Origin of the sequence: Actinopolymorpha sp. B17G11, from assembly GCF_040196095.1 — a bacterium.
Classification (GTDB): Bacteria; Actinomycetota; Actinomycetes; order Propionibacteriales; family Actinopolymorphaceae; genus Thermasporomyces.
In genome coordinates, this window is record NZ_JBEFTW010000032.1 from 40,087 (window position 1) to 66,270 (window position 26,184).

The 26,184-nt window shown below is 69.9% G+C and carries 21 protein-coding genes, 1 tRNA gene and 1 pseudogene; 5 read left to right on the forward strand and 18 right to left on the reverse strand.

The window, feature by feature from the left end; translation table 11 throughout:
* Positions 1-51 precede the first annotated feature (51 nt).
* Together ABN028_RS26775 and ABN028_RS26780 are read right to left on the reverse strand one after the other, a co-directional pair.
* Positions 52-1,920, reverse strand: a complete 1,869-nt coding sequence (locus ABN028_RS26775) for an ABC transporter ATP-binding protein (RefSeq protein WP_349330586.1) — start codon at positions 1,918-1,920, stop codon at positions 52-54.
* Positions 1,913-3,799: an ATP-binding cassette domain-containing protein gene (locus tag ABN028_RS26780; RefSeq protein ID WP_349698537.1), complete on the reverse strand. Its 1,887-nt coding sequence runs from the start codon at positions 3,797-3,799 to the stop codon at positions 1,913-1,915. Before ABN028_RS26780 ends, ABN028_RS26775 begins: the two co-directional genes overlap by 8 nt.
* A 201-nt stretch (positions 3,800-4,000) precedes the next feature.
* On the opposite strand from ABN028_RS26780, the gene ABN028_RS26785 reads away from it, so the two are divergent.
* The gene (locus tag ABN028_RS26785) at positions 4,001-4,897 is read left to right on the forward strand and encodes an aldo/keto reductase (RefSeq protein WP_349698538.1); all 897 of its coding nucleotides are present in this window, start codon (positions 4,001-4,003) and stop codon (positions 4,895-4,897) included.
* On the opposite strand, the gene ABN028_RS26790 is transcribed toward ABN028_RS26785, so the two are convergent.
* Genes ABN028_RS26790 through ABN028_RS26805 form a run of 4 tightly spaced genes read right to left on the reverse strand, consistent with a single transcriptional unit; the run spans position 4,891 to position 9,147 of the window.
* Positions 4,891-5,940 (reverse strand): zinc-binding dehydrogenase, encoded by a 1,050-nt coding sequence (locus ABN028_RS26790; protein ID WP_349698539.1) that lies wholly within the window; start codon positions 5,938-5,940, stop codon positions 4,891-4,893. The genes ABN028_RS26785 and ABN028_RS26790 overlap by 7 nt on opposite strands.
* A gap of 18 nt (positions 5,941-5,958) precedes the next feature.
* Complete coding sequence (locus ABN028_RS26795; protein ID WP_349698540.1) at positions 5,959-6,798, reverse strand: carbohydrate ABC transporter permease; 840 nt, start codon at positions 6,796-6,798, stop codon at positions 5,959-5,961.
* A gap of 20 nt (positions 6,799-6,818) precedes the next feature.
* On the reverse strand, positions 6,819-7,760 hold the full coding sequence (locus tag ABN028_RS26800; RefSeq protein WP_349698541.1) for a carbohydrate ABC transporter permease: 942 nt from the start codon (positions 7,758-7,760) through the stop codon (positions 6,819-6,821).
* Complete coding sequence (locus ABN028_RS26805) at positions 7,753-9,147, reverse strand: ABC transporter substrate-binding protein (RefSeq protein WP_349330592.1); 1,395 nt, start codon at positions 9,145-9,147, stop codon at positions 7,753-7,755. The genes ABN028_RS26800 and ABN028_RS26805 overlap by 8 nt, the downstream gene beginning before the upstream one ends.
* Positions 9,148-9,288: 141 nt before the next feature.
* On the opposite strand from ABN028_RS26805, the gene ABN028_RS26810 reads away from it, so the two are divergent.
* Both ABN028_RS26810 and ku read left to right on the forward strand, forming a co-directional pair.
* Positions 9,289-10,548: an ROK family transcriptional regulator gene (locus ABN028_RS26810; RefSeq protein WP_349698542.1), complete on the forward strand. Its 1,260-nt coding sequence runs from the start codon at positions 9,289-9,291 to the stop codon at positions 10,546-10,548.
* A gap of 47 nt (positions 10,549-10,595) precedes the next feature.
* Positions 10,596-11,582 (forward strand): non-homologous end joining protein Ku, encoded by a 987-nt coding sequence (gene ku, locus ABN028_RS26815; RefSeq protein WP_349698543.1) that lies wholly within the window; start codon positions 10,596-10,598, stop codon positions 11,580-11,582.
* A gap of 8 nt (positions 11,583-11,590) precedes the next feature.
* Here the strand turns inward: ku and ABN028_RS26820 are convergent, their stop codons facing one another.
* The 12 genes and pseudogenes from ABN028_RS26820 to ABN028_RS26870 all read right to left on the reverse strand — a co-directional run bounded on the left by ABN028_RS26820 (position 11,591) and on the right by ABN028_RS26870 (position 22,729).
* Positions 11,591-12,169, reverse strand: coding sequence for an MBL fold metallo-hydrolase (locus ABN028_RS26820; protein WP_349698544.1), 579 nt, complete (start codon positions 12,167-12,169; stop codon positions 11,591-11,593).
* 55 nt (positions 12,170-12,224) lie between these two features.
* Positions 12,225-12,551: a plasmid stabilization protein gene (locus ABN028_RS26825; RefSeq protein WP_349330596.1), complete on the reverse strand. Its 327-nt coding sequence runs from the start codon at positions 12,549-12,551 to the stop codon at positions 12,225-12,227.
* Between the two features lie 180 nt (positions 12,552-12,731).
* A complete protein-coding gene (locus ABN028_RS26830; RefSeq protein WP_349330597.1) occupies positions 12,732-12,950 on the reverse strand; it encodes a hypothetical protein in 219 nt (72 codons plus the stop codon).
* Positions 12,947-13,882: an NrfD/PsrC family molybdoenzyme membrane anchor subunit gene (gene nrfD / locus ABN028_RS26835; RefSeq protein WP_349698545.1), complete on the reverse strand. Its 936-nt coding sequence runs from the start codon at positions 13,880-13,882 to the stop codon at positions 12,947-12,949. Before nrfD ends, ABN028_RS26830 begins: the two co-directional genes overlap by 4 nt.
* On the reverse strand, positions 13,879-14,733 hold the full coding sequence (locus tag ABN028_RS26840; RefSeq protein WP_349698546.1) for a 4Fe-4S dicluster domain-containing protein: 855 nt from the start codon (positions 14,731-14,733) through the stop codon (positions 13,879-13,881). The genes nrfD and ABN028_RS26840 overlap by 4 nt, the downstream gene beginning before the upstream one ends.
* A pseudogene (fdh, locus tag ABN028_RS26845) lies at positions 14,730-17,423 on the reverse strand (formate dehydrogenase); the annotation flags it as partial. The pseudogene fdh and the gene ABN028_RS26840, both read right to left, overlap by 4 nt.
* 12 nt (positions 17,424-17,435) lie before the next feature.
* Positions 17,436-18,017: a hypothetical protein gene (locus ABN028_RS35510; protein ID WP_502877624.1), complete on the reverse strand. Its 582-nt coding sequence runs from the start codon at positions 18,015-18,017 to the stop codon at positions 17,436-17,438.
* Positions 18,018-18,088: 71 nt separating this feature from the next.
* Positions 18,089-18,292: a hypothetical protein gene (locus ABN028_RS26850; RefSeq protein ID WP_349330601.1), complete on the reverse strand. Its 204-nt coding sequence runs from the start codon at positions 18,290-18,292 to the stop codon at positions 18,089-18,091.
* Complete coding sequence (locus ABN028_RS26855; RefSeq protein ID WP_349698548.1) at positions 18,289-19,044, reverse strand: hypothetical protein; 756 nt, start codon at positions 19,042-19,044, stop codon at positions 18,289-18,291. Before ABN028_RS26855 ends, ABN028_RS26850 begins: the two co-directional genes overlap by 4 nt.
* Positions 19,045-19,273: 229 nt before the next feature.
* On the reverse strand, positions 19,274-21,268 hold the full coding sequence (gene selB / locus ABN028_RS26860; RefSeq protein ID WP_349698549.1) for a selenocysteine-specific translation elongation factor: 1,995 nt from the start codon (positions 21,266-21,268) through the stop codon (positions 19,274-19,276).
* Positions 21,256-22,563 carry an L-seryl-tRNA(Sec) selenium transferase gene (gene selA / locus ABN028_RS26865; RefSeq protein ID WP_349698550.1) on the reverse strand — a complete coding sequence of 436 codons (1,308 nt, stop codon included), beginning with the start codon at positions 22,561-22,563 and terminating at the stop codon, positions 21,256-21,258. Before selA ends, selB begins: the two co-directional genes overlap by 13 nt.
* Positions 22,564-22,634: 71 nt before the next feature.
* A tRNA-Sec gene (locus ABN028_RS26870) sits at positions 22,635-22,729 on the reverse strand.
* Positions 22,730-22,854: 125 nt separating this feature from the next.
* On the opposite strand from ABN028_RS26870, the gene selD reads away from it, so the two are divergent.
* Both selD and ABN028_RS26880 read left to right on the forward strand, forming a co-directional pair.
* Positions 22,855-23,904, forward strand: coding sequence for a selenide, water dikinase SelD (gene selD / locus ABN028_RS26875; protein WP_349698551.1), 1,050 nt, complete (start codon positions 22,855-22,857; stop codon positions 23,902-23,904).
* Positions 23,901-26,114, forward strand: coding sequence for an acyltransferase family protein (locus tag ABN028_RS26880; protein ID WP_349698552.1), 2,214 nt, complete (start codon positions 23,901-23,903; stop codon positions 26,112-26,114). The genes selD and ABN028_RS26880 overlap by 4 nt, the downstream gene beginning before the upstream one ends.
* The last annotated feature ends 70 nt before the right edge of the window (positions 26,115-26,184 follow it).

Below are 26,184 nucleotides of genomic sequence, written 5' to 3' on the forward strand. Positions count from 1 at the left end.
CACCGACCAATCGCCGGTCATCGCCCGAGCCTCGCGAACACGTCGCGGCGGTCAGCGATAGCCGCGGGCCTGGATGTCGTAGAGCTCGGCGTACCGGCCGGCGTTGTGCATGAGCTCCTCGTGGCTGCCCTGCTCCACCACGCGGCCGGCGTCGAGCACGATGATGTGGTCTGCCGTCCGCATGGTCGAGAACCGGTGCGAGATCAGCAGCGTGATCCCACCGCGAGACCGGCGGTCGCGGGCTTCCTCGGCGTACCGCGTGAAGAGGGCGTCCTCGGTCTGCGCGTCGAGCGCGGCGGTGGGTTCGTCGAGGACGGTGAGCAGGGGATCCGCCCGCATCAGTCCGCGCGCCAGCGCGACCTTCTGCCACTGGCCACCTGACAGGTCGGTGCCGCCCGGCCAGGTGGTACCGAGCTGGGTGTCGAGCCCGGCCGGCAGCGTACGGATGAGGTCGTCGGCACTCGCGGCGGCCAGCGCCCTGGCGGCTGCGGGGCTGTCGTCGAACCGTGCGACGTCTCCGATCGTGACCGCCTGCCGCAGTGGCAACTCGAACCGGGCATGGTCCTGGAAGGCACCCGCACAGCGCTGCCGCCAGGCCGTCAGGTCCAGCTTGCGCAGGTCGATCCCGTCGACCAGCACGGCACCACTCGACGGGTCGTACATGCCGCAGAGCAGCTTGACCAGTGTGGTCTTGCCGGCACCGTTGTCGCCGACGATGCCCACGACGCTGCCCGCGGGCAGTGTCAAGGACAGCTTGTCGAACGTCATGATGCCGGTGCCGGGATAGCCGAACGTCACGTCCTGCAGGGCGATCCCGTCGACCAACCTGGCCGGCACGTCGACAGGGTTCGCGATGAGGCCGCGTCGTTCGGCGTCGGCGCGGTCGAGCAGCCAGACGAACCGCGCGCCGATCCCGAGGCAGTCGACGAGCCAGCTGACCATCCCCACGACCAGCCCGAGGTTGCCGCTCAACGACTGGGCGAGAACGAACGTCAGGGCGAGGTCGCCCACGCTCGCCGCGCCGGTGACCACTCGGTAGCCCACCAGCAACAGCGCGCCGGCGAACCCGATCGCCATCAGCAGGGTCGCGGCGGCGATGCGTCCGGCGCCGACCCACGCCATCCGGACCCGGACCGTGTGTTCGCGCCGCCACGTCTCCCGGCTCAGCCGGAGGAGTTCGCCGGCGAGCCCGAAGACGCGGATCTCCTTGCCCGGCGACGCTTCCGATCCCAGGGTGACGAGGTGACGTTGCCGGCGGCGGTACTCAGCCGTGGCCTCCTGCGCGTCGCGCTCCCGCACCGCACCGGTGTGGGCGGCCCATACAGCCGGAACGCCGAAGAGCGGCAGCACCAGCAGCAGCGGATCAACCGAGAGCAGCAGCACGACGGTCAACGCGGTCTGGGCGACGGCGCCGATCGTCTCGGCCAGCGCCTCCAGCGTCCAGTGGACGATCCAGGCCTCCTTGCGGAGCGGGTCGAGCTTGTCGAGGTAGTCAGGGCGTTCCAGGTGCTCGATGCCGTTCATACCGGCCGACGCCCGGATCAGGCGTTCCTCGAAGATGATCCCGGCCTTCTCGTGGAACGTCTGCTGGAGTCGCATGCCGAGCCCGCCGGCGGCCCAGCCGAGCACCTGGGTGAGCACCAGCAGGCTCGCCGCGAGGCCGACCGTGCCGGCCTGTCCGCCGATGGCCCCGTCGATGAAGTACTTCAGCCACAGGGCGCCGAGGCTTCCCGTCACCCAACCGACGGGGATGATCAGCATCCCACCGGCCGCGAGTGCCGGGTGGGAGCGGACCGAGATCCGTACCGTGAACCAGAGGGTACGCAGCAGGCCCGGCAGGTCCCGGTCCTTGGCACCGTCGGCGCCGTTCAACGAAGAGACATCGGTCTCGTCCGTAGGCGTACGCGTGCTGTCAACCATGGCTTGCTCCCGTCTCGAATCGCTGTGCCTGCAGGCGGAACATCCGGGCATAGACACCGCCGGCGGCCAGCAGTTCGTCATGCGTACCGACCTCGACCACCCGCCCACCCCCCACCACCGCGATCCGGTCCGCCCGCCGGACACTCGACAGCCGGTGGGTGATCAGCAGGGTCGTCACCCCGGCCGTGAGGTCGAGGCTCTGCTCTCCCAGGGGGCCGACCCCCTGGAACCCCCGAAGAGCGAAGTCGAAGAGCTCAGCCTCGGCGCGGACGTCGAGCGCGGCGGTCGGCTCGTCGAGCACGAGCAGTCGGGCTCCACCCTCCGCCGCCCGCAGGGCACGGGCCAACGCGATCCGCTGCCACTGTCCACCGGAGAGGTCGAGGCCGCCGCGGTACTGCCGGGCGAGCACGGTGTCCCATCCGGCCGGCAGTCCGGTGATGAGGTCGTGTGCACCCACCCGGTCCGCGGCACGGGCGGCGGCCTCGGCGTTGTCGAGGTCGGTCACGCGTCCGAAGCCGATGTTGGCCCGGGCGCTCAGTTCGTACCGGACGAAGTCCTGGAAGATCACCGCCACCTGGGACCGCCACGACGCGAGGTCGAGGTCGCGCAGGTCGTGGCCGTCGACGAGGATCGCGCCCTCGTCCGGGTCGTAGAGGCGCGTGAGCAGCTTGAGCAACGTCGTCTTGCCCTCGCCGTTCTCGCCGACGATCGCCAGGGACTCGCCGGCGCGGATCTCCAGCGAGAGCCCGTCCAGCACCGGCCGGTCATGGCCCGGGTAGCCGAAGCGCACGTCGGCGAAGCGGATGTGCCTGCGCGGCATGCCGTCGGCCGAGCCCGTGCCGTACGCGGCGAAGCTCAGCGCCGACGTGCGTGCCGGCAGCGCGCGCAGGTGGGGGAGCGCGGCGGCACCCTGGCGTACCCACCAGGTCGCGAACAGTCCGCTGCCCAACAGCTCGATCGCGTAGATGGCCTGGACGGCAACCGTCAGCCCGGCCGCGTCGATCCGCCCCTCGACGGCGGCGGACGCCAACGCGCCGAGCACGATCCCGGTGGCGACGGCGATCGAGGTGATCGTGGCGAGGACGGGCCGAAGCTTCGCCCGGCGAGCCCGCCAGACGTGCCGGCCGAACTCCGTGCGGTAGTGGCGGGTCTGCGACGCCAGGAGACCCACCAGGCCGAAGAGCCGCACCTCCTTGGCCGCCGGCGGGTCGTGCGAGAGGTTCGCGAAGTAGTTGGCCCGCCTGACCAGCGGGGCGTACTCCTCATGCTTCTCGATGGCGGCGTGCTCGTTGCCGGCCATCCACACGTGCGACGCCAACGCCCCGGCCACCAGCAGGACCGGCGCCCACCAGGCGAAACCGGCCAGCAGGACTGCCGCTCCGGCCGCGGTGACCACCTTCGAGACCATGGAGCCGAACTCGGTCACGATTCGGGTCAGCGGTGCCAGGTCGGCCCATTCGTACTCCCCGGCGCGCTGGATCTCGTTCGCGGTCTCCGCATCCTCCAGGTGCGCGATGCCGGGCGGCGAGAGCGTCGCGTCGAGCAGGCACTGGCGGATTCGCTGGGCCACCATCGAGCCCAGGCCGGTCGAGACGGCGACGCGGATCGGTGCGAGCAGTTGCCCGGCGCCGAACGCCAGCCCGACGAGGAGGATCGCCAGAGCGAGGTCGTACGCCTGCGCCGACCCGACGCCAGCGTCGAACGCGGCTGGCGCGCGGGCGACGGCGAGGCCGGTGGCGGCCATCACGAGCGGGCCGAGCAGGCCCTCGACGGTCGCGAGGGCGAGCAGGCCGGCGAAGCGTGGCGGCGACGTACAGGCGACGAAGCCGACGAGCAGCCGGAATGCCGTGGCGAAGGAAGCGGTCGTTTCGTGGGACACGGTTGTCCTCTGTGAGGGGAGAGTGTGCTCCTGCGGCGGACACACGCGGGTAGCGCCGCAACCACTCGAGAACTGAGCGGGCGGCGAGGACAGAGCTCTCGCGCGGCGGGCCGACCGGACGTCAGGTTTCGACGCCGATGGGCAAGACCGTAGCCTCGACGTCGAGTCCGCGCATCCGGTTTGTTCGAGCGGAGGCCACAGATGGAGTACGCCACCTTCGGTGGAACCGGCGCGACCGTCAGCCGGATCGGCTTCGGCGGCGCCACGCTCGGCCTGACGAACTACGTGTCGGCGTTCGACCCGGAGGACCCCGGCGACCGGGCCCGGATGTTCGAGGCCATCGAGGTCGCCCTCGACGGCGGGATCAACTACTACGACACCGCGCCCGGCTACGGCAACGGTGCCAGCGAGCAGGTGCTCGGCGAAGCACTGCAGGGCGTGCCGACGAGCGGCGGGCAGCCCCTCTTCGTCGCCACCAAGGTGGGGTACGGCGCGCGCGGCGACGTCCGGGCATCCCTCGAAGCCAGCCTCACCCGGCTGCGGCGGGACTCCGTCGACCTGCTGCAACTGCACGGCGAGTCCTGGACGACGCAACAGACCGACGACATCCTCAGCCCGCGAGGGATGGCCGAGCAGCTGCTGTCGCTCAAGGACGAGGGACTCGTGAAGCACATCGGCTTCACCACCGAGGACAACAACGACTCCGCCTACCGGATGATCGCGAGCGGAGTCTTTGACACCATCCAGGTCTGCTACAACCTGCTGTTCCAGCATCCGTACGAACCGAGCCGTCCGTTCGGCGCCATGTTGGAGGCTGACCGGCACGGGCTGGGAATCGCGACGATGCGCACGACGACGTCAGGGACGTTCCAGCGCTGGGTCCAGCTGGTCAACCCGGCCAACACGTTCGACTACTCGAGCGCGCTGGTGCAGTTCGTCCTGTCCAATCCGTACGTCGACGTGGCGCTCGTCGGCATGCGCGACGCCGACGTCGTCCGGGCCAACGTCGCCCTCGCCGACGACCTCGACGGCCGGATCGGTCTGGACGCCCTCCACGAGAAGTACGTGACGCCTGGCCAGACCGGTCGCGCTCAGTAGGTGAGGGCGATCTTCAGTGCGCTGGCGGGATCGTTGTCCAGCCGTTCGTAGGCCTTGGGTGCCTGCCGGAACGGCACCCGGTCGGTGAGCAGTGGCTCGACCACGAGCCGGTCGGAATAGATCAGGTCGACCACCGTGCGCGCGATCCGGACCCGGTTCCAGAGCGGGTGGTCGCGGTGCGGACAGCCCCAGACGCCCATGCTCGACACGAGGTTCGGCCGGTTGTGGTGCCATTCCTCGCCGAGCCTGAGGTCGGCGGCGCCGCCCTGGTAGTAGCCGGCCGCGACGACGGTGCCGCCGACACCGACAGAGGCGATCGCGCCGTGCATGCCGGGATACGTGCCGGAGGTCTCGATGGCGATGTCGGCGCCGCGGTTACCCAGCGCCTTCTTCACCTGGTAGCCGATCGGCTGGTCGCCGGCCGTCGGGTCCAGCGCCTCCGCCGCGCCGAGCCGCACGGCCAGGTTGCGGCGTTCGGCGTGGGGTTCGACGACCACCACGGGATCGGCGCCGTTCATGCGGGCGAGCTGGGCGACGAGCTGGCCGATCACGCCCCCGCCCGACACGACGACCGCGTCACCCACCTTGATCCGCGCGTCGTGGACAGCCTGCAACGCGACGCTCGCCAGACTGACGAACAGGCCTCTCTCCACGTGCGCGCGGGGAAGCTTGCAGGGCGGATAGAAGTCCGTGTGCTCGTCGAGCGCGACGATCGGCTCCTCCTGGTGCGCCTGCCCGGTGTGGAGGATGTCGCCCACCGCCACGCCGTCGACGCCCGGACCGACCTCGACGACCTCACCCACCAGGTCGTAGCCCAGCTTGGCCGTCCGGCTGGACTCCTCGGAAGGTACGAAGACCCGCAGCTGGGGGTCGAAGCTCCGCGTGGCGAACGGTGCGGTGCCACGGTAGAGGTTCATCTCCGTGCCGTGGCTGATGCCGCTCACGAGGGTGCGCAGCCGGACTTCACCGTCGCGAAGCGGTCGGTGTTCGGTGACGACGAATTCGAGCGTGCGCGGCGCGGTCAGGACGAGACAGGTGGCCACGGATGATCCCTTCGGTGGTCAGGCCTTGAGGCTACCGGCGGTGAGGCCGGCGATGAATCGACGTTGCAGGACCAGGAAAAGCACGAGCACCGGGCCGATCATGAAGAGACAGCCCGCACTCGTCAGTCCCCAGTCGCGGGAGAACTGGCCCTGGAAGGCGAGCAGGCTTGTCGAGATCGGCTTCAGTGCCTCGTCATCGATCAGGGTGGTGGCGAAGAAGAACTCGTTCCAGGCGAAGAGGCCCGTGGTCAGCGCCACGACGAGCATGCCCGGTTGCGCCAGCGGCAGGACCACCCTGCTCATCACCGCCCACTCGGTGGCGCCGTCGATCCGGGCGGCGTCGTCGATCTCCTGCGGGAGCGTCACCAGGAACGCCCGCAACAGCAGCGTTCCGAACGGCGCGAACAACGCCCAGTAGATCAGCATCAGGCCGAAGAGGCTGTTGTTGAGGTGTAGCCGAGTCCAGAGGAAGAACACCGGAATGATGAACAGCTGGGCTGGAACGGCTGTCCCCACGAACAGGTAGAGCACCAGGGGCGCCGGCCGCGGCAGGAGCCGCGCGAGCGCGTAGGCGGTCAGGTAGGAAACCACGCAGACCCCCACCGCCGTACAGATCGCGAGGATGGCACTGTTGCGCAGCGTCGTCGCGAAGTTGCCCAGCTCCCATGCCTCGGCGATGTTGTCGAAGGTCGGCGGCAACGGTGGTCCAAGTGGGTTGCCGGCGATGTCGACGTTCGTCTTGAACGCATTGAAGACCAGCACGACGAGCGGCCCGACCGCATAGAGCGCGAGGACGACCAGCGCGACGGACGTGGCGCCTCGGGTGGCGAGGCCGCCGAGGCGGCGACGCGGTGACATCCGCCCTGTCGTCGGTGGAATCACACCGTCCACCCTTTCTTCTGCAGGAGGAGGAATCCGGCGATGATGAGCCCACTGATGAACGTGAGGCTCAGGCCGAGCGACGCCGCGTACCCGACATCGAAACGCTGGAACGCCTCGCGGTAGAGCAGGGTGCTGACCAGCTCGGTCGCGCCGGCGGGTCCGCCCTGGGTGATGATCCAGACGTAGTCGAAGGCCAGCAGCGACCACATGATGCTGATCAGGACGACGAAGACCAGCGTGGGAAGGATTCCCGGAACGGTGACGTGCCAGAACTCCTGCAGGACGTTGGCGCCGTCGATCCGCGCCGCCTCGTAGAGCCGGTCGTCCACACCCTGCATGGCGGACAGGAAGATCACCAGCAGGAATCCCCACAGCGCCCACACGTTGATCATGGCGATCGTGGGAAGCGCGGTCGCCTGGTTGCCGAGCAGGACCAGATCATCCGGCAAGTCGATGCCCAGGAAGGACGAGAGGCGGGAGACGCCACGCTCCGGGTCGAGCAGGTCCTGCCAGACCGACGCGGTGACGACGCTCGCCACCGTGTACGGCAGGAAGTAGAGCAACCGGAGGAGCACCTGCGCCCGGCGGATCCTGGCGAGGATCGCCGCGCCCAGCAACGCCAGGCCGATCGGCACGGTGAGGTGGATCCCGGTCCAGATCAGGTTGTGCGACAGTGCGGAATAGAAGTCGCCCTCGCCCGCCAGGCGTACGTAGTTGTCCAGGCCGACCCAGCTTGCCGGACCGACACCCGTCCAGTCGGTGAAGGAGTAGAAGACCGTCGCGAGCGACGGGACCACGATCACGGCGGCGTTGAGGACGGCGAACGGCACCAGCAGGACGAGCCCGAAGCGGGTACGGGAGCGGTGAAGCGTGCTGGTGGGCCGTCGCGAGCGTTGGTCGGCGGCGGAGAGCCGGTTGGCGAAGGTGGTCTCACTCATCGCCGGCCCTCGGGTCGATGGCCACCGGGGTGAACCCGCGCTCGAGGTCGGACTGGAACGTGTCCTCGATGCCGGCGAGATAGTCCTCGGGGGAGAGGTCGTCCGCGACGAGTTCCTGCGCCTTTTCGTAGATCTCGATCGCCGTGCGCGGTGCGGAGAACGTCCAGTTGGTATAGCCGATGTTGCCCTTGCCGGTGGCCGCCATGAGGTCGACGTACGCCGTGCGAATCCGCGGGTCCATGCTCTGCGGGAAGTCGCTCTCGGTGAACCGCAGCGGCAGGGCGAACTCCGACGGGTGGTCCGCGATCCGCTGTGCCGCTGCCTTGCGGTCGCCGATGAGGAAGTCGATGAAGTGTGCCGCCTCGTCCGCGCTCACACTGTCGGCGTTGATCGACAGGGTCGCGCCGGTTCCGACTGCGTACAGCGGATAGGGGACCGCGTCGCGGAGTGCGGGGAACGCCGCGAAGCCCCAGTCGTTGGCGTTGCCACCCTGCTTGCCGAAGAAGCTGTCGATCTCGGCGAAGAACCACGTGCCTTCCATGTCCATCGCGGCCTTCCCGGCCGCGAGATCGGCATGCATCGCGTTGAACGAGGTGGTGAAGTACCGTTGCGGGCTCCCGCCGAACCAGCCACGCCGGAAGTAGTCCTGCATCAGCGCGGCCGCCTCCACCATCGGCGGTGTGGTCCACGGCTTCGCCCCGGTCAGGACGTCGTACATCACCTGCGGGCCGGCGAAGTGGGAGAAGAAGACGCTCGTGAACCACTCGATCGTCTGCGCGAACTCCCGGTTGCCCGCGGCGAACGGCACGATCCCTTCGTTCGTGAGTTCCTCGCACAGCGCTTCCAGGTCGGTCCGGCTCCGGGGCGGGGTGTAGCCGCGGCGTTCGAAGAGCGTGGCGTTGTAGAAGATGCCGAGCGTCTCGAACTGGGTGGGGATGGAGAAGAGCTTGCCGTCGATCGTGCCGACGCTGGGCACCCACGGCAGGAGGACGTCGTTCCATCCCAGGTCGCTCGCCCGCTTGGTGAGGTCGGCGAGATAGTCCTGGTCGGCGAGTTCGGGAACGAACGCCGGCCCGTTGGTCTCGATCACGTCGGGTGCGGTGCCTGCCGCGAGGGCCAGGCGGACGTCGCGTTCGAGGTTCTCCGAGGTCTTGTAGACGAGCTCCACCCGTTCGCCGGGATACTGCTCGGTGAATCCGGCAGCGATGGTGTCGGCGAAGTAGCCGCGGACCTCGCCGCCTTCCAGCGCTGACCAGTAGGTCGCGGTCCCGGGAGTGCCGGTGGTGCGGGACCCCGACGAACAACCTCCGGTCGACGCGGTGGTGAGCAGCGCTCCGATGCCGAGCGCACCTCGCATGATCCCCCGCCGGCTGATGACTGGACTCATCTACGGCTCCTCTCGCCGGCACTTTGTGTGCATTCGGGCGGCCCTGCGCGGGTCCTGTCGCCCGAGGCTGAGACGCGTTCTGCGTCGATGGCGCGAACTTACGCAGCGATTATGCGTAAGTCAAGCTGTATGCTGCGGAACATGACGTCGCCTTCCACCCAGAGCACGCCCACGGCCGGCCTCCCCGACGGGGCGGCACAGGTCCTGTCCGCGGTCCGCCTCCACGGCTGCAGGTCCCGCGTCGAGATCATGCGGCGCACTGGCCTCACCCGGATGGTCACCGCGCAGCGGGTACAGCACCTACTCGACGTCGGCCTGCTCCGGGAGGAGGGCTTCGGTCCGAGCAGCGGCGGGCGGCGCCCCAAGCAGCTGACGTTCCTGCCCGCAGGACATCTGCTGGTGGCCGACGTCGGCTGGACGAGCGTCGACGTCGCGATCACCGACCTCGCGGGACGGCTCCTCGCGCACGTCGCCGAGTCGACCGACGTGACGGACGGACCGGACGTCACCCTCAGCCAGATCGAGAAGCTCTTCGGCCAACTGCTGGCCGACCACCAGGACATCGGCCCGCTCTGGGGCGTCGGGATCGGCATCCCCGCGCCGGTGGAGTTCGGCACCGGACGCGCGGTCGCGCCCGCCGGCATGCCCACCTGGGACGACTATCCGGTCCGCGAACGCCTGGCCGAGCGGTACGACGCCCCCACCTGGGTCGACAACGACGTGAACATCATGATGCTCGGCGAGCATCGTGAAGGCGCGGCGAAGGACAACGACAACGCCGTTTTCATCAAGCTGGGCACGGGAATCGGGATTGCCCTCGTCTCCGAGGGGCGCCTGCACCGCGGCGCCCAGGGATGCGCCGGGCGGCTGGGCAACCTCCTCCACCTCGCGATGAGCCTGCGCCAGTCAGATCTCCCGCCGCCCGGTGACACGGCCGGCCAGTGGACAGCCGCCGCGGTCGTCCAGAAAGCCAAGGAGTACGCCGTGGACGGCACCAGCCCATGGCTGGCCAAGGTCGTCGCGCAGGGCGAAACCGTCACTGCGCAGACCGTGGCGCAGGCAGCCGCCCACGGTGACACGGCCTGTCTGGGCCTGTTGCGCGAGGTGGGTGCGATCGTCGGGACGATGCTCGCGACCGTCGTGAGCCTGCTCAACCCGTCCGTCCTGGTGATCGGCGGCGGAATGAGTGCGAGCGGTGACTTCTTCACCGCTGCCATCCGGGAGGCGGTCCATGGGCAGGCCGTCCCCCTGGCCACCCGTGACCTGCGGATCGTCACGGCCCGGCTCGGCTCGCGGGCCGGCGTCGTCGGCGCTGCGGCCATGGCGCTCGACCAGCTGTTCAGCGCGGAGAACCTCGATGCGACGGTGACCAGGGGTCTCCAACTGTCCGACCATCGCTGATCACGCTGTGGGTATGGCGCCGCCGTCCTCGTGGTAGGAGAAGAGGTATGGCGCGCTCGATCTGGACTGGGTCCCTGAGCTTCGGACTGGTGAACGTACCGGTGGGCCTGCTGAGCGCCACCGAGCAGAAGGACGTCGCCTTTCACCAACGGGAGAAGGGGACGAATGCTCGCATCCGCTACAAGCGGGTCGCCGAGGACACCAACCGCGAGGTCGACTACGACGACATCGTGAAGGGTTATGAGCTTTCCGGCGACACATTCGTCACGCTCACCAAGGACGAGGTGGGTGCCGCCGATCTCGGCAAGTCCAGGAACATCGAGATCACCGACTTCGTCGACATCGCCGAGGTCGACCCGATCTACTTCGAGAAGACGTACTACCTCGCCCCGAAGGACAAGAGCGCGCACGGTGCGTACGGCCTGCTGCGTGACGCGATGGCACAGACAGGACTCGCGGGAGTTGCGTCGTTCATCATGCGGGGCAAGGAATATCTCGCCGTCATCCGCACCTGGAAGCGCGTGCTCGTCCTGGAGACGATGCTCTTCGCCGACGAGGTACGCGACCCCGAGGACGTGATCGACGAGCTGCCGCGTGCGCACAAGAAGGACTCGCGGGAGATAAAGGCGGCGGTCAACCTCATCGAACAGCTCACCACGCAGTGGGATCCCGAGCGCTATCACGACACCTATCGCGAACGCCTGTTGGGAATCGTGCGCGACAAGGCCAAGGGTCGAGAGGTCTCCGTCGAGGCGCCCGGCCCCCGCAGGGAGAAGGTCGTCGACCTCATGGACGCCCTGCAACGCAGCATCGACGAAGCCAAGGGCAAGGGTTCGCGCCGGCCACAGGAGAAGGCCCGAAAGGCATCGGGTACGACAAAGACCGCCGCCGCCAAGTCGCGCGCCCGCAAGAGCGCCGACGTCACGGGCCTCAGCAAGCAGGAACTCTATGACCGGGCGGCCAAGCTCGACATCGCCGGCCGGTCGAAGATGAGTCGCGCCCAACTCGAACGCGCCGTCGCCAAGGCGTCCTGACCTCCTGCTCAGGTGGTGGGGCGGAGGACGTAGGTCCGGCCCTCGTGGCCCCACTCCCCGATCTCCGGGCGCAGTCCCCGGTCGATTGCCCGGATGCTGGGCCGGCCGATGTGGGCGTAGACGAGCCGGCGTACACCATGGCGGGCAGCGGCAGCGCCGACGTCACGCACGCTGGCGTGACCCCCGACGCCGCCGCGGAACCTGATCGGCCGGTCCCAGGAAGCTGCCTCGGCGAACATCAGGTCCGCATCTGCGGCCCACGACGGAAACTCCCAGAATTCCGGCGCCCACACCACCACCAGTCCGTGGGTGACGATCCGATATCCGTACGCCGGATGGGACGTGTGCGCGACCGGGTGGCGGAGCACCTCGAGGTCGTCGTACGCGAGGCTCGCCGCCCTGGGCTCGGTGCCGAGTTCGGCGGCCATGTGACGAAGGACGGAGCGAAGCTCGGCGTGTTCGTCGGTGACGAGCCACGCGTCGATGCGTCGCGGTAGCGTTGGGGTTCTCGTTCCGCCGTCGAAGACGATCCGGTGCCCGGCGTACCGCAGCACGAGGCCGGCGGGCGCGAAGCGCGGCGAGTTCATCGCGCCGACCCCGAGCAGTGTCAGTCGCAACCGCGACGTGCAGGCGGCGACTTTCTCACCGGCTGACGGCTCGTTCGAGCTGGGCCTTGGTCATGGTGGAGCGACCGCGCACGCCCTTCCGCTTCGCGTCGGCGTAGAGCTGGGCCTTGGTCCGTCCGGCCGGGCCGCGTCCGGAACGCAGCCCACCGCGGCGACCAGAGGAGATGTCCTTCGTCGAGGTGCGGCTGCGCTGCTTCGCCTCACCGGAGCGTGCGCGTTCCTTGCTCACCGTGCGCGCCGCGATCTCCTTCGCGCGGCCCTCCGACCGGCCCTGGTCCTTCTGGCTGGCCTTGACGTGTTCGTACTGGCGTTCGCGCTTCTTGCTCCATTGTTGCTGTGGCATGGCATTTCCACCTTCACGAGCGGTTCGCCGTGCGGGGTTTCGCTGCCTCGCCGCGAGCCGACACGGCGTAGCTTGCTCTTTTCTGCCTATCAGAACGCTCTACCCGGCGCTACCGGAAACATGCATTCGCGGCCGTCGGATGGGTTGTACGGAAGGAGATCTGCGCACTTTCCCCAGAACTTACGGTTTCCTCCGAAGGACAAGGAGATCGATCAGCGCGGTCAAGGCGACTCCGGCGCAGATCACCGCCGCGACCCATTCACCGGTGGTCGTGCCGTCCGGTCGTGCCGCGGCCCTTCCGAAGGCGATCGTTCCCGCGAGGCCACCCACGAGAGCCAGTGCTGCGAGGACCCGGCGCAGTGTGTACGCGCTTTGCGGGCGGTCCGGGTCCTCACTCATCTGCCACCCTGTCGGGCCAGCCGATCGCGTTGCGGTCGTACGACGTATTTCGGGTCACGCGCCGACTCGTGCCCCGCTTCGAAGATGCCGAACCGGGTACACAGTCCCCCTGCGAGCAGGCTCACGCCCGCAAGCGCCGACATCGCCCGGTTCCGCCGCCCCATCAAAGCCAGCCCGGCGCCGACACCGGTGAGTACGCGGCCGGCGGTCAGCAGTGTGCGTACGCGTCCTTTGCGGTAGGGCTCGGCGGTGATGTCCTTCCTGCGTTCGATCCTGGTCACGGCCGCGAGCTCCAAGGCGGCACCCACCACGACGAGGCGGCGCACGGGTGGGTGGTCGGCCGGCGGCGCGGCCAGCAGCGCAGCCCCTCCCGCGCTCGCCAGCGCACTCCCCGCGAAGGCGAACGGCAGCTCGCGATAGGACTCGTGCCACACCGGGATCGCGGTGTCGGCCAGCAGGACGGCGGTGTAGGTGCACATGGCGGGCCCGAGGATGCCTGCGGCAATGCCCGCCGTACGGCCCCAGCGGGGAAGGACACCGGTCGCCGCCGAGACCGCCGCCGCCGTTGCCGCCGCCGAGAACGGTGCCAGGATCCACGATCCCACCGACAGGGGCGACGTCGGCTTGAAGACCCGCAGCATGTGCAGGAAGCGGGCGGGCCGCCCGAGGTCGTGGACGAGCGTGCCCACACTCGCCGTCGCGCCAGCCGCGGCGACGTAGCGACCGGCGCGCGCGAGGCCCGGTCGTCCGGTGAGGTCGGCGACGGACGCCGTCGTCGCCGACGCACCAGCCAACCCGCCGAGGAACAGGTAGAGCGGGGCGTCAGGCGTCTTCCAGGCGGGTTGCTTGAGAATCGGACGCCCGTAGTACGACCGGCCACTCGTCGCTGAGGTGGCTGCCTCCGGCACGTTCGGAGTCTCGCCGTGCCTCATCGCCGCCTCCGCGCGCTCACCACGAAGGACGCCGCGATGCCCGCCGCCACGCTCAGGGCGGCCACCGCCGCATGCCGCCACATCGACGGCAGGTCGCGGGTCGTCACCACCGGGTCGGGTGGCAGGCCATAGACCTCCGGTTCGTCCAGCAGCAGGAAGAAGGCACCGTCTCCGCCCACGCCGTCGTCCGGCTTCTCGCCGTAGAGGCGGGCCGTGTCGACGCCCAGGTCCCGCAGCTCGGAGACCCGGCGGTCCGCGCGTTCGCGCAGCTCCTCCAGCGGCCCGAACTGGATCGAGTCGGTCGGACACGCCTTCGCACACGCCGGCTCGAGCCCGACACCCAACCGGTCGTAGCACATCGTGCACTTGAATGCGCCGCCGTTGTCGGGCCGGATGTCGATGACGCCGTACGGACAGGCAGGTACGCAGTAGCCGCAGCCGTTGCAGATGTCGTCCTGGACGACGACCGTGCCGAACTCCGTACGGAACAGCGCTCCCGTCGGGCAGACGTCGAGGCACGCCGCATGCGTACAGTGCTTGCACACGTCGCTCGACATCAACCAGCGCAAGGCCCCGGCGTCGCCGGCCTCCTTGTCGCCCTGTTCCACGAACGCCACGTGTCGCCAGGTGCTCGCACCGAGGGCTCCGGTGTTGTCGTACGACTGGCCGAGCAGGTCGAGACCGTCCTCTGGTAGGGCGTTCCACTCCTTGCACGCCACCTCGCAGGCCTTGCAGCCGATGCAGACCGAGGTGTCGGTGAAGAACCCGACCCGCGGCGGGTGGCCTTCGGGATGGCCCGCGTCGGCCGCGGGATCGGCGAGCGGCCCGGACAGTCGGTGGCCGTCGTTCATGAAGGCTCCTCCCTTTCCTCTCCCGCCTCCGGCACGCGGCTGCGGTAGTGCGCCACGAAGTCCAGCAGCGCCTGGCCGTGCGGGCGCCGGCCCGGGCGGATGTCACAGGTCGCGGCCTTCGACTCCTGGATGTGCACGTTGGGATCGAGGACGACCGCCAGCAGTTCGTTGGCCGCGTCGCCGGTCGACAGGCCGTTCGGTCCCCAGTGGTAGGGCAGGCCGACCTGGTGGATGGTGCGGGTGCCGCCATCGCTTCGCCGTAGCCGGAGCGGCTTTATGCGTTCGGTGACGAGAACCCGCGCCTCGATCGCGGATCGCGCGGAGACGATCGTCGCCCAACCCAGGTGCGTGAGTCGGCGTTCGGCCGCGAGTTCTGGTGACACCTCGCAGAAGAACTCGGGCTGCAGCTCGGCGAGGTAGGGCAGGCTCCGGCTCATCCCGCCCGCCGTGTGATGCTCGGTGAGCCGATAGGTGGTGAAGACGTACGGAAAGACCTCGCTGCCAGGCTCCCCGCCACTGGGGTGGTAACGATTGCGCCCGTCGACGTACACCTGGCGAGCCGGGTTGGCCTGCTGGGCGTACAACGGATTGGCGACCGGCGACTCCGCTGGCTCGTAGTGGGTCGGCAGCGGGCCGTCGGTGAGTCCGGCCGGCGCGAAGAGCCACGCCTTCCCGTCCGCCTGCATGACGAACGGATCCGTTCCCGACAAGGCGTCCTGCGCCGTCGCGCCCTCGGGTGGCTCGTAGTCGGGTGGCTTTGTCGCCTCGAAGTCGGGGACATCCGCTCCGGTCCAGTGCGCCTTCTGGGCGTCCCACCAGACGTAGCGTTTGCGTTCACTCCACGGCCTGCCCTGCGGATCGGCCGACGCGCGGTTGTAGAGGATCCGCCGGTTCGCCGGCCACGCCCAGGCCCATCCGGGCGCGACCCACGACTGCTCGTGACCTGGCTGGCGATTGGCCGCATGGTTGTGTTCGCCGGCGTAGACCCCGCAGTAGATCCAGCACCCGCAGGCGGTCGACCCGTCGTCCTTGAGTTCGGTGTACGCCGACAGCGCGCCGTCAGGCCCCACGCCGTTGATCTCACGCAACACCGCCTCGGCATCAGGCTCGTCAAGTGGACCTTGCGTGGGGTAAGTCCAGGTGAGATCGAGCAGCGGACGGTCACGCGGATCGGTGGACCCGGCAAGCTTCTCCCGGATGATCCGGCCCAGGTGGTAGTAGAACCACAGGTCGCTGCGGGCGTCGCCTGGTGGCTCGACCGCCTGGTGGTGCCACTGCAGCAGCCTCTGGGTGTTGGTGAAACTGCCGTCCTTCTCCGTGTGGGCCGCCGCGGGGAGGAAGAACACCTCCGTGGGAATCTCCTCCGTCCGCAGCTCGCCGGTCTCGATCTCCGGCCCGTCCTTCCAGAACGTCGCGCTCTCGATCATCTGCAGGTCGCGTACGACGAGCCAGTCGAGGTTCGCCATCCCGAGCCGCTGCAGTTTCGCGTTGGCCGAACCGACCGCCGGATTCTCGCCGACCAGAAAGTAGCCCCTGCACTCACCGGCGAGCTGGTTCATCACCGTTTGGTAGGTGCCGTGGTCGCCGGTGAGTCTCGGCAGATAGTCGAAACGGAAGTCGTTGTCCGCGGTCGCCGCGTCGCCCCACCATGCCTTGAGCAGGCTCACGACGTAGGAGCGCATGTTCCCCCAGAATCCTGCCTGCGCGGAATCGGTTGCCACGAACGTGTCGAGATCCAGCCGCTCGTGCGCGTACGGCATCGGAATGTAACCCGGCAGGATGTTGAAGAGGGTCGGAATGTCGGTCGAACCCTGGATGCTCGCGTGGCCACGCAGCGCGAGAATGCCGCCGCCCGGCCGGCCGATGTTGCCGAGCAGGGTCTGCAGGATCGCCGCCGTACGGATGTACTGCACGCCGACCGTGTGCTGCGTCCAGCCGACCGAGTAGCAGAAGGCGGTGGTGCGTTCACGGCCCGAGTTCTCGGTGATCGCCTGCGCCACTTGGCGAAACTGCTCGACCGGAATGCCGCAGGTCTCCTCGACCACCTCCGGTGTGTAACGCGCGAAGTGCCGCTTCAGCACCTGGTAGACGCAGCGTTCGTGTTCCAGCGTGAGGTCGAGGCTCGGTTTGGCCGTGAGGGCGGCGCCGCCGCTTCCGTACGTCTCGGCGCGGGCCGCCTCGCGGTGCCTTCGCCCGCCGTGTGTCGTGCCCACGGAGGTGTCGTCGCGCTCTCCGGCCGCCGCCGTGACCTCCTCGGCTCCTTCGTACATCCAGGTGTGGATGTCGTAGTGCCGGCTGTCCGGGTCGTATCCGGAGAAGAGTCCGTCGAGGTCCTCGGTGTCGCGGAAGTCCTCGCGCAGGATCGCGGGCGCGTTCGTGTAGGCGAGAAGGTAGTCGCGGAACTCGAGGCCGTTCTGCAGGACGTAGTTGACGAGACCGCCGAGGAACGCGATGTCCGATCCGGCCCGCAGCGGCACGTGCAGGTCGGCGACCGCACTCGTACGGGTGAACCGCGGATCGACGTGGATGACCTTCGCACCCCGCGCCTTGGCCTCCATCACCCACTGGAACCCGACCGGATGGCACTCAGCCATGTTCGAACCCTGGATGAGGATGCAGTCGGAGTTCTGCAGGTCCTGCTGGAACGTCGTGGCGCCGCCGCGACCGAAGGAGGTTCCCAGACCGGGAACCGTGGAGGAGTGTCAAATACGGGCCTGGTTCTCGATCTGGATCGCTCCAAGTGCGGTGTAGAGCTTCTTCATCAGGTAGTTCTCTTCGTTGTCCAGCGTGGCGCCACCGAGACTGGCGATGCCCATCGTCCGCCGGACCTTGCGCCCGTCAACCTCGTCCTGCCAGAAGTCCCGGCGGGTCTTGAGCACCCTTTCGGCGATCATGTCCATCGCGCGCTCGAGCGGCAGTGGCTCCCAGTCCCTTGCGTACGGACGGCGATAGAGAACGCTCGTGACGCGGCTCGGGTTGGTGACGAGCTGCTTGCTGGCCGAACCTTTCGGGCACAGCCTGCCGCGCGAGATCGGCGAGTCGGGATCGCCCTCGATCTGGGTGACCGCACCGTCCTTGACATAGACCTTCTGCCCGCAGCCGACGGCGCAGTACGGGCAGATGGACCTCACCACCTTGTCGGCGTCGGCGGTGCGGGGGCGGAGGCTGCGGGTCCTCGCCGACATCGCCGCGACCCCCCGGCCGAGCGGGTCGGCACCGGTGAGCTGTCGATAGACGGGCCAGTCCTTGATCGTCAGCTGACGCAGCCACTGTCGTACGCCCATGATCGCCTCCTCCGGAGCGCACGTTCCCGGTGGCCGGTGGCGCAAACCCTGCCGGCCGATGATCGGTGTGCCTACCAGTGATCGGTGAGGTGTCCGCGAGGCCGGAAGTAGTCCCGCCACCGTTCGTCGAGTGCGGGCGGGACGTCCGGGTGGTCGCGCCTGACCAGGGCCGCGTGTACCCGCTCGAGCGTGTAGTGCGGTCGTACGTAGATGTCGTCGGCTGTGACCAGGATGACGTTCCAACCCAGGTCGCGCAGCAGCTCGCGGCCGGTCACATCGTGACGCCACTTGCGTTTGCTGACCCGGTGCAGGTCACCGTCGTATTCGATCGCGATCCGTTGCACGGCGTAGGCGAGGTCGACCGTGGCGACCACCGATGGTCGTCGAGCACCTCGACGCCCGGCTCCGGTTCGGGCAGTCCGGCGAGGGCGAGCAGAAGTCGCACCCGGGTCTCCATCGGTGAGTCGACTCTCCCGCGGACGAGCGGAGCCGCTGTCCGGATCGCTGACGAACCTCGCCCCGAGGCGCGGCTCGCGGCGTCCTGAAGCTCGCCAACGCTCGCGAGGCTTCGCCGGACCATGGCGTCGCCCAGCACTACGGCGTCGATCAGGCCGATCGACCTACCCAGATCCAGGAAGGTCCGGACTGGTGTCGTCGTTCGTACGCCGCGAGATGTCGTGACCGCGCCGCCCTCGACGGATGCCCGGGGGGCGAGAATCCCGTTGCCACGTGGCGCGGCGGTGCCTGGCGGAACGGTGACGTGCAGGTGCGACGAGGACGGTACGGGCAGATCGCGGAGTCCGGCAGCCGTGTGATGGCTGAACACCGCCGATGCCGGCAGGATCAGGGCAGCGGCCTCGACGCGCAGCCGCAGCGTGTCCGGCAGGCAGGATGAGGCGTAGACGCCGTGGAAGAGGCGCCGGAACCGTCGGGTCCGAACCAGCTGGTCAGGCAATCCCCACCGACGAAGGTCGCTGAGACGGAACGGCCCAGCCATGAGCGCGGCGGGCAGCTCCCTTCTCGGCATGGCGGAAATCATGCCGTCAAGCCGACCGGACGTGCCGGAGGCATGCACAGGCTGGGGATCGTTGGCGCGCGGCACCGTTTCGGCCGTGAGTGCGGCTTCGCCAGCCGTGAGTGTGCGCAAACTGTCGGTTTTGGGCGGCGAAACCTACAGTTTGCGCACACTCGATCGTGTCCCGACTGCGGATCGCGTCGCCGACCGTGGCCCGGCCGCCGATCGTGTCCCGGCAGCGTCAACGGAGGCGGTGGGTCCCGTCGGCGAGGCGTTCGGTGATGCCGTTCGCATCGAGGAGCTCGAGGAGGGGGACCGCCACACGGCGGGTCGTGCCGAGCGCGATCCTCGCCTGGCTGAGAGTGAACGGTTGGGGCAGCTCGGCAAGGATGGCGCGCGCCTGGTCGTCCGCGTCCGGCAGCAGCACGACGCCGTCGGCGATCCTCAGCAGCCGGCCGGCGCGTACGGCGGCGGCGATCTCGCGCGTGCCCATTCCCAGGGCGCTGAGCCGATGCGCGTCCGGCGACGCAAAGGGCGCAGCGCCCAGGTCCTCCTCGATCGCGCGGACGGCCTTCTCCAGGTGCGGCGGCAGGACCGGGCCGTCGTCGTCGCCTGGACGGCGGACGACGCCGTCACGAAGGTCGAGCCCGGCGGCCGCGACCAGCGCTTGAAACAGGTCCGACGGGAGGGTGGGCGACAGGTCGAGTCGTTGGCGCAGCGCGTCGGCCGGCATACCGGCGGCGAGCGGGTTCGCGGCGGTCCAGGTGACCAGGACGTCGGTCGCCTGGCGGACAAGGCGCGCCCAGTGGGATTCGTCGGCGTACCAGTCCTGGGCCGGTGTCGTCGCTCCGGTAGGTGCCGGCAGCCCGCGCACGAGGAACTCCTGTCCTCGCACGATGCCGCCGTCGCGCAGGACGAGCGCTGCCAGCTGGTCGAAGCGGAGTGCTGGTACGCCGGCAGCCCGCGCTGCCGCACTGGCGGCGCCGGCCGCACCGGCCGCACTGGCGGCGCTGGCCGCATCGGCCGCACTGGCGGTACCGGCCGCATCGGCCGCACTGGCGGCACCGGCCGCATTGGCCGCACCGGCAGGTCCGATCGCACCCGCGAGGTCGGCGGCACGGGTCCGGGCGGCGCCGCGCCGACGGAGTTCCGGCGGGCGTACGTCCAGGACGACCACCCCGGCAACCACCCGCTTCCGGCCGGGATCGCGCAGGAGTGCACGGTCGCCGGTACGCAGGGGGAGCGGGCGCGCCAGGGAGAGCCGTGCCGTCGTCGCGTCGAACGCCCGTACCCGCACAGGCACGGCGGCCGAGCCGACGTGGAGGACGAGGCGTTCGGCGATGGCGCCAGGTCCGCTGGGGTCGGAACGCTCTCCACCGTCGGCGTACCGCAGGGTGACGTCGACGACCTCGGTGGCGAGCCACGACTCGGGCGTGAGGAGCGCGGCGCCCCGGCCCACCTCGGACCGCTCCACGCCCCGCAGGTTGACCGCGACCCGTGCCACTGCTGCCACCCCGGTGGAGTCCCGCCCCAGCGCCTGCAACCCCCGCAGCCGAACGCGCGCCCGAACCCGCGCCCGATCCCGACCGCGGTCGGGATCCGCCGAGGCCAGCTCCAACTCGTCGCCCACTCGCAACGTCCCGGCGCCCAGCGTGCCGGTCACGACGGTCCCCGCACCGCGCACGCTGAACACCCGATCGACCCACAGGCGTACGTCCGCATCGGGATCCGCGCACGGCAGCCTCTCGGTCAGCTCGACGAGGGCGCGCTCCAACCCGTCCATGCCGGCGCCGGTCTCACCGCTCACCGTGACTGACGGCACCCTGCCGAGGGTCGTCTCCGCCAGCCGCGCCAAGGCCTCCACCCGTGCCGGCTCGGGGTCGGCGAGGTCGGACCTGGTGACCACCAGCAGGCCGTGCCGGACGCCGAGCGCGTCGAGCGCGGCAAGGTGTTCGGCGGACTGCGGCTGCCACCCCTCGTCGGCCGCGACGACGAACACGCACGCCGGTGCCGGTCCCACGCCGGCCAGCATGTTGGACACGAACCGCTCGTGCCCTGGTACGTCGACGAACGCCAACTCCCCGCCGTCCGGCAGCGTCATCCACGCGAAGCCGAGGTCGATCGTGAGCCCGCGGCGGCGTTCCTCGGCCCACCGGTCGGGCTCCATCCCGGTCAGCCGCCGGACCAGCGTCGACTTGCCGTGGTCGACGTGACCGGCGGTCGCTACGACGTACACCGTGCGTGGGCCGCCTTCACGGCGCCGAGGAGGTGGTTGTCGGCGTCGTCGGGGACGGTACGCAGATCGAGGACGCAGCGGTCCCGCCACACCCGGCCGACCACCGGCGGGTCGCCGAGCCGCAACGGCGCCGCCCAGTCCGCGGGGACGCCGAGGCCCCAGCTCGCCAGCTCAACCTCCGGCGCGCCGCCACCACCGACGACCGACACGCACGACACCACGTCGACCGCGATCCCGCTGTCGGTGACGCTGCGCGCGAGCCACACGGCGCGGGCCCGCAGGTCGTCGGGATCGGCGTCCAGCGCCGCCACCACCGGAGGAGCGGGACCACGCAGGGTCGCCTCGAGCGCGGCGAGGGTGAGCTTGTCGACCCGGAACGCCCGCGCCGCCGGATGCCGCCGCAGCTTCTCGACGACCTCGGCCGCGCCCAGGAGCAGGCCCGCCTGCGGACCGCCGAGCAGCTTGTCGCCGCTCGCGGTCACCAGGGTCGCCCCAGCTCGTAGCGTGCTCGACGCGTCGGGCTCGTCGGGCAGCCGCGGGTGCGGCCGCAGCAGCCCGGAGCCGATGTCGACGACCACCGGGACGTCGAGAGTCGCCAGCTCGTCCACGGTCGGCGCGGCGGTGAACCCGGTGATGACGAAGTTCGACGGATGGATCCGGAGGACGAAACCCGTCCGTGGCCCGATCGCCCGGCGATAGTCGTCGAGCGTCGTGCGGTTCGTCGTACCGACCTCGCGGATGTGGACTCCGCTCGCCGCGAGCAGTTCCGGGATCCGGAACCCGTCACCGATCTCGACGAACTCGCCGCGGCTGAGCAGGATCTCACCGTTCGTACCGGCCAAGGTCATCGCGGCCAGCAGCAGCGCGGCGGCATTGTTGTTGACGATGTGGACGCCGCCGGCTTCGGGTACGGCATCGGCGAGCGCGTCGAGAGCGCCCCTGCCCCGCCGGGCGCGCGCGCCGGTCGCCAGGTCGAACTCCACGTTCGTCGGTCCCGCCGCGACCTGGAGCGCCTCGCGGGCGGCGGCCGAGAGCGCGGCCCGACCGAGGTTCGTGTGGACGATCACGCCGGTGGCGTTGATGACCGTACGCAGGGAGGTGGTGTGTCGTGGGAGCGCGGCGAGGACGACGTCGACGACGTCCTCCGGCGCCACCTGGCCCGCCCGGGCCCGGCGCTGTACCTCGGTGACCGTCGCCTTCACCGCCGGCCGGCCCAGGGCTTCGACGGCCCCGGCGACCCGGGGGTCGTCGAGCACCAGACCGGTGGCGGGGATGCGTCGGCGCGGGTCAGTCATCGCGGTCAGGGTGGGTCGCGTGTCGCGGTTGGGTGGGCGCAGTGCCACTCGGGGTATGACGCTGGGTGACGTGGCGGAGGCGGACGGGAATCGAACCCGCCAGCGACAGATCCTGCCGCTCATCGGTGTTGAAGACCGTGCCGGCCACCAGGCCGGAGACGCCTCCTCGGAGCATGTACGTCATCCTGGCAGGCGGAGGTGGGCGGCTCGTCGCATACGCGCCCCGGCCGGGGGGTGTTTGTCAGCGGACATCGAACGGACAGGTGGGGACATCGAACGGACAGGTGGGGCATGACGGCGACTCAGGCGATCCGGCTGACGCAGTACGCCCACGGCGGCGGGTGTGCCTGCAAGATCCCTCCCGGCGAGCTGGAGGAGATCGTTGCCGGCCTTGCGGGCGGTGGTCTTGCGGGCGGTGGGCTCGGGGGTGGTGGTGCTGGGGCCAGCGGCGGCGCTGAACCGCCGGGGGAGCTGCTGGTGGGTCTCGACTCCGGCGACGACGCCGCGGTGGTCCGCGTCCAGGACGGCCTCGCGATCGTCGCGACGACCGACTTCTTCACGCCCGTCGTCGACGACGCGTACGACTGGGGCCGGATCGCCGCCGCCAACGCGCTCTCCGACGTCTACGCGATGGGCGGCTGGCCGGTCGTCGCGCTCAACCTGCTGGGCTGGCCCCGTGACGTTCTTCCGTTCGAGCTGGCGACCGAGGTACTCCGTGGCGGTCTCGCAGTAGCGGCGCAGGCGGGCTGCCACGTGGCCGGTGGGCACAGTGTCGACGACCCGGAGCCGAAGTACGGGATGGCGGTCACCGGGCTCGTCGATCCGGCGGCTCTCATCCGCAACGACGCCGCTCAGCCCGGCCAGCCGCTGACCCTCACCAAGCCCCTCGGCATCGGCGTACTCAACTCCCGGCACAAGGCGACCGGCGAACGGTGCGACGAAGCGGTGGCGACCATGACCACGCTCAACGCGGCCGCCGCACAGGCGGCGGTAGGAGGCGGCGTCCGCGCCGGTACCGACGTCACCGGCTTCGGTCTCCTGGGCCACCTCTACAAGCTCGCGCGGGCCAGTGGCGTGAGCGCGGTCGTAAACGCGGCCGCCGTGCCCTATCTGGCGGGTGCGCGGGAGGCGGTCCGCGACGGTTACGTCAGCGGCGGTACGAAGCGCAACCTCGACTGGGTGGCACCCCATGCCGACCTGCGCGGCGTCGATGCCGACGAGGCGTTCCTGCTCGCCGACGCCCAGACCTCGGGCGGACTGCTCCTCGCCGGCGAGATCCCCGGCGCTCCCGTGATCGGCGAGCTCGTGCCGCGGGGCGAGCACATCCTCACCGTCCGATGAACGACGCACACCACCGGGACGCGGACGCGCCACTCCGGATGAGGGATGCGCGGCACCGGGAGATGAGGAACGCGCAACACCGGGAGACGCAGCGGGCAACGTCCGGTTTCCGGGGGGACATCGAAGGGCTACGGGGTCTCGCCGTCCTCCTCGTCCTGGTGTTCCACGCCGGGGTCCCAGCGGTCCCTGGCGGATTCGTCGGCGTCGACGTCTTCTTCGTGATCTCCGGGTTCCTGATCACCGGCCTGATCGTCAGGGAGGTGCGTACGACCGGTCGGCTCAGCCTGGCGAGGTTCTATGCGCGGCGGGCGAGGCGGCTGCTCCCGGCTGCCGCGGTCGTGCTCGCAGCCGTCGCTGGGCTCACCGTGGCAGTGCTCCCTCCGATCCGGTGGAGCGGGGTCGGGGGCGACCTGGCGGCCAGCGCGCTGTATGCGGTCAACTGGCGCCTCGCCGACCAGGCCGTCGACTACATGGCGTCGGAGCAGGCGTCGAGCCCGGTCCAACACTTCTGGTCCCTCGCGGTCGAGGAGCAGTTCTATCTGGTGTGGCCGCTGGTGTTGCTGGCGCTGGTCTGGTGGCACCGGCGTACGGGATGGTCGCTCGACCGCACCCTGCTCGCGGGCCTCGCGATCGTCGCCCTGCCGTCGCTGGTGTGGTCGGTCAGCCTCACGCAGGTGGAGCCGGGGCGGGCGTACTTCGTGTCGACCACGCGCGCATGGGAGCTCGCCATCGGCGCGGCCCTCGCGATCGGGGCCGTCCGGCTGAGCCGGTTGCCTCGGGCGGCCATGGTCTGGGCGGGATGGCTGGGGGTATCCGCGATCGTGGTCGCGGCGTTGGCCTACGGCTCCTCGACGCTGTTTCCGGGGTACGCCGCGCTACTGCCCACGGTCGGCGCCGCCCTGGTGGTCATGGCCGGTCTGGCGGGGCGTGGCGGCGACGCGGCGGGGACTGGTGGGGTGGAGGGATACGGGAGAGGCGTCGGGCGGTTCCTGTCCGTCGCCCCGATGCGCGCGGTCGGGGCTCTGTCGTACTCCCTCTATCTCTGGCACTGGCCGCTGCTCGTCGCCGCCGAGGCGGCCTGGGGCGCGCTGTCGGTCGTCGAAGGGATCCTTGTCGCCAGCTTCTCGTTCGCGCCGGCGTGGCTGACCAACCGGCTGGTCGAGGCGCCGGTGCGGCGTTCGGGCCGCCTGGTCGCCGTGCCCCGGCGCGCGTTGCTGATGGGGGCGGCGTGCACGGCGGCTGGAGTGGCCGGCGCTGTGATTGTCCACGCGGCTGTCCCGCCTCCGCCGCAGGTCACCGCGAGTGCCGGAAGTAGACCGGCGACGCAGGCGCTCGCCGAGTCCAGCAAACGTCCGACCGCGAAGCATCCGCCGCAGGACGAGCCGACCTCGATCACCCTCGACCCCCTGAAGGCACGCGAGGACAAGGGCCCGATCTACCGCCCGCAGTGCCATCAGGACCAGCCGAGCGCGGAGCTGCAGTTCTGTGCGTACGGCGATCTGGGGTCGGACAAGGTGATGGTTCTCGCCGGCGACTCCCACGCGGCTCAGTGGCAGCCGGCCCTCGCAGCCGTCGCGACACGCCACGGGTGGCGGCTGGAGACCTACACGAAGTCGGCCTGCGGATTCTTCGACGTCGAGGTCGGAGTCGGCGAGCCGGCCGTTCCGTACCGCGCCTGCACCGCCTGGAACGCCAAGCTCCGCCACCGGCTCACCGGCCCCGACCGGCCGGACCTGGTGGTGACGAGCAGCGACACCAACTATCAGGTCGTACGCGGCGGGTCGATCCTCGACCCACGGGCCAGCCGGCCGGCGTACGTCTCCGGGCTGCGGCGGAGTTGGCAGGCGGTCCGCGCGGCGGGTGTGCCGCTCGTCGTCATCCGGAACACGCCGAGGGTGAACATCGACGTACCCGACTGCCTCTCCGCGCATCCTCGGGACCTTGCCGCGTGTGCGGTACCCAGGGAGCATGCGATGGCGATGTCCACCGACGACCAGATCCGTGCCGCCGAGGGGCTCGCCGGCGTGGACCTCGTCGACCTGACCGACGACGTCTGCCCGGCGCCGCGATGCGCCCCCGTGATCGGGACCATGATCGTCTGGCGGGACGCTCACCACATCACGGCGACCTACGCACGTTCGCTCGCCCCGCGGCTCGACCGGGCGATGGCGCAAGCGATCGGCGGCCGGACATCATCCACTGCGGAGTAGTGGTCAACTGAGGCGTCCCTGGGCCAACCACTTCTCCGCATCGGATGCCTGGGCCCTGAATCCGCGACCT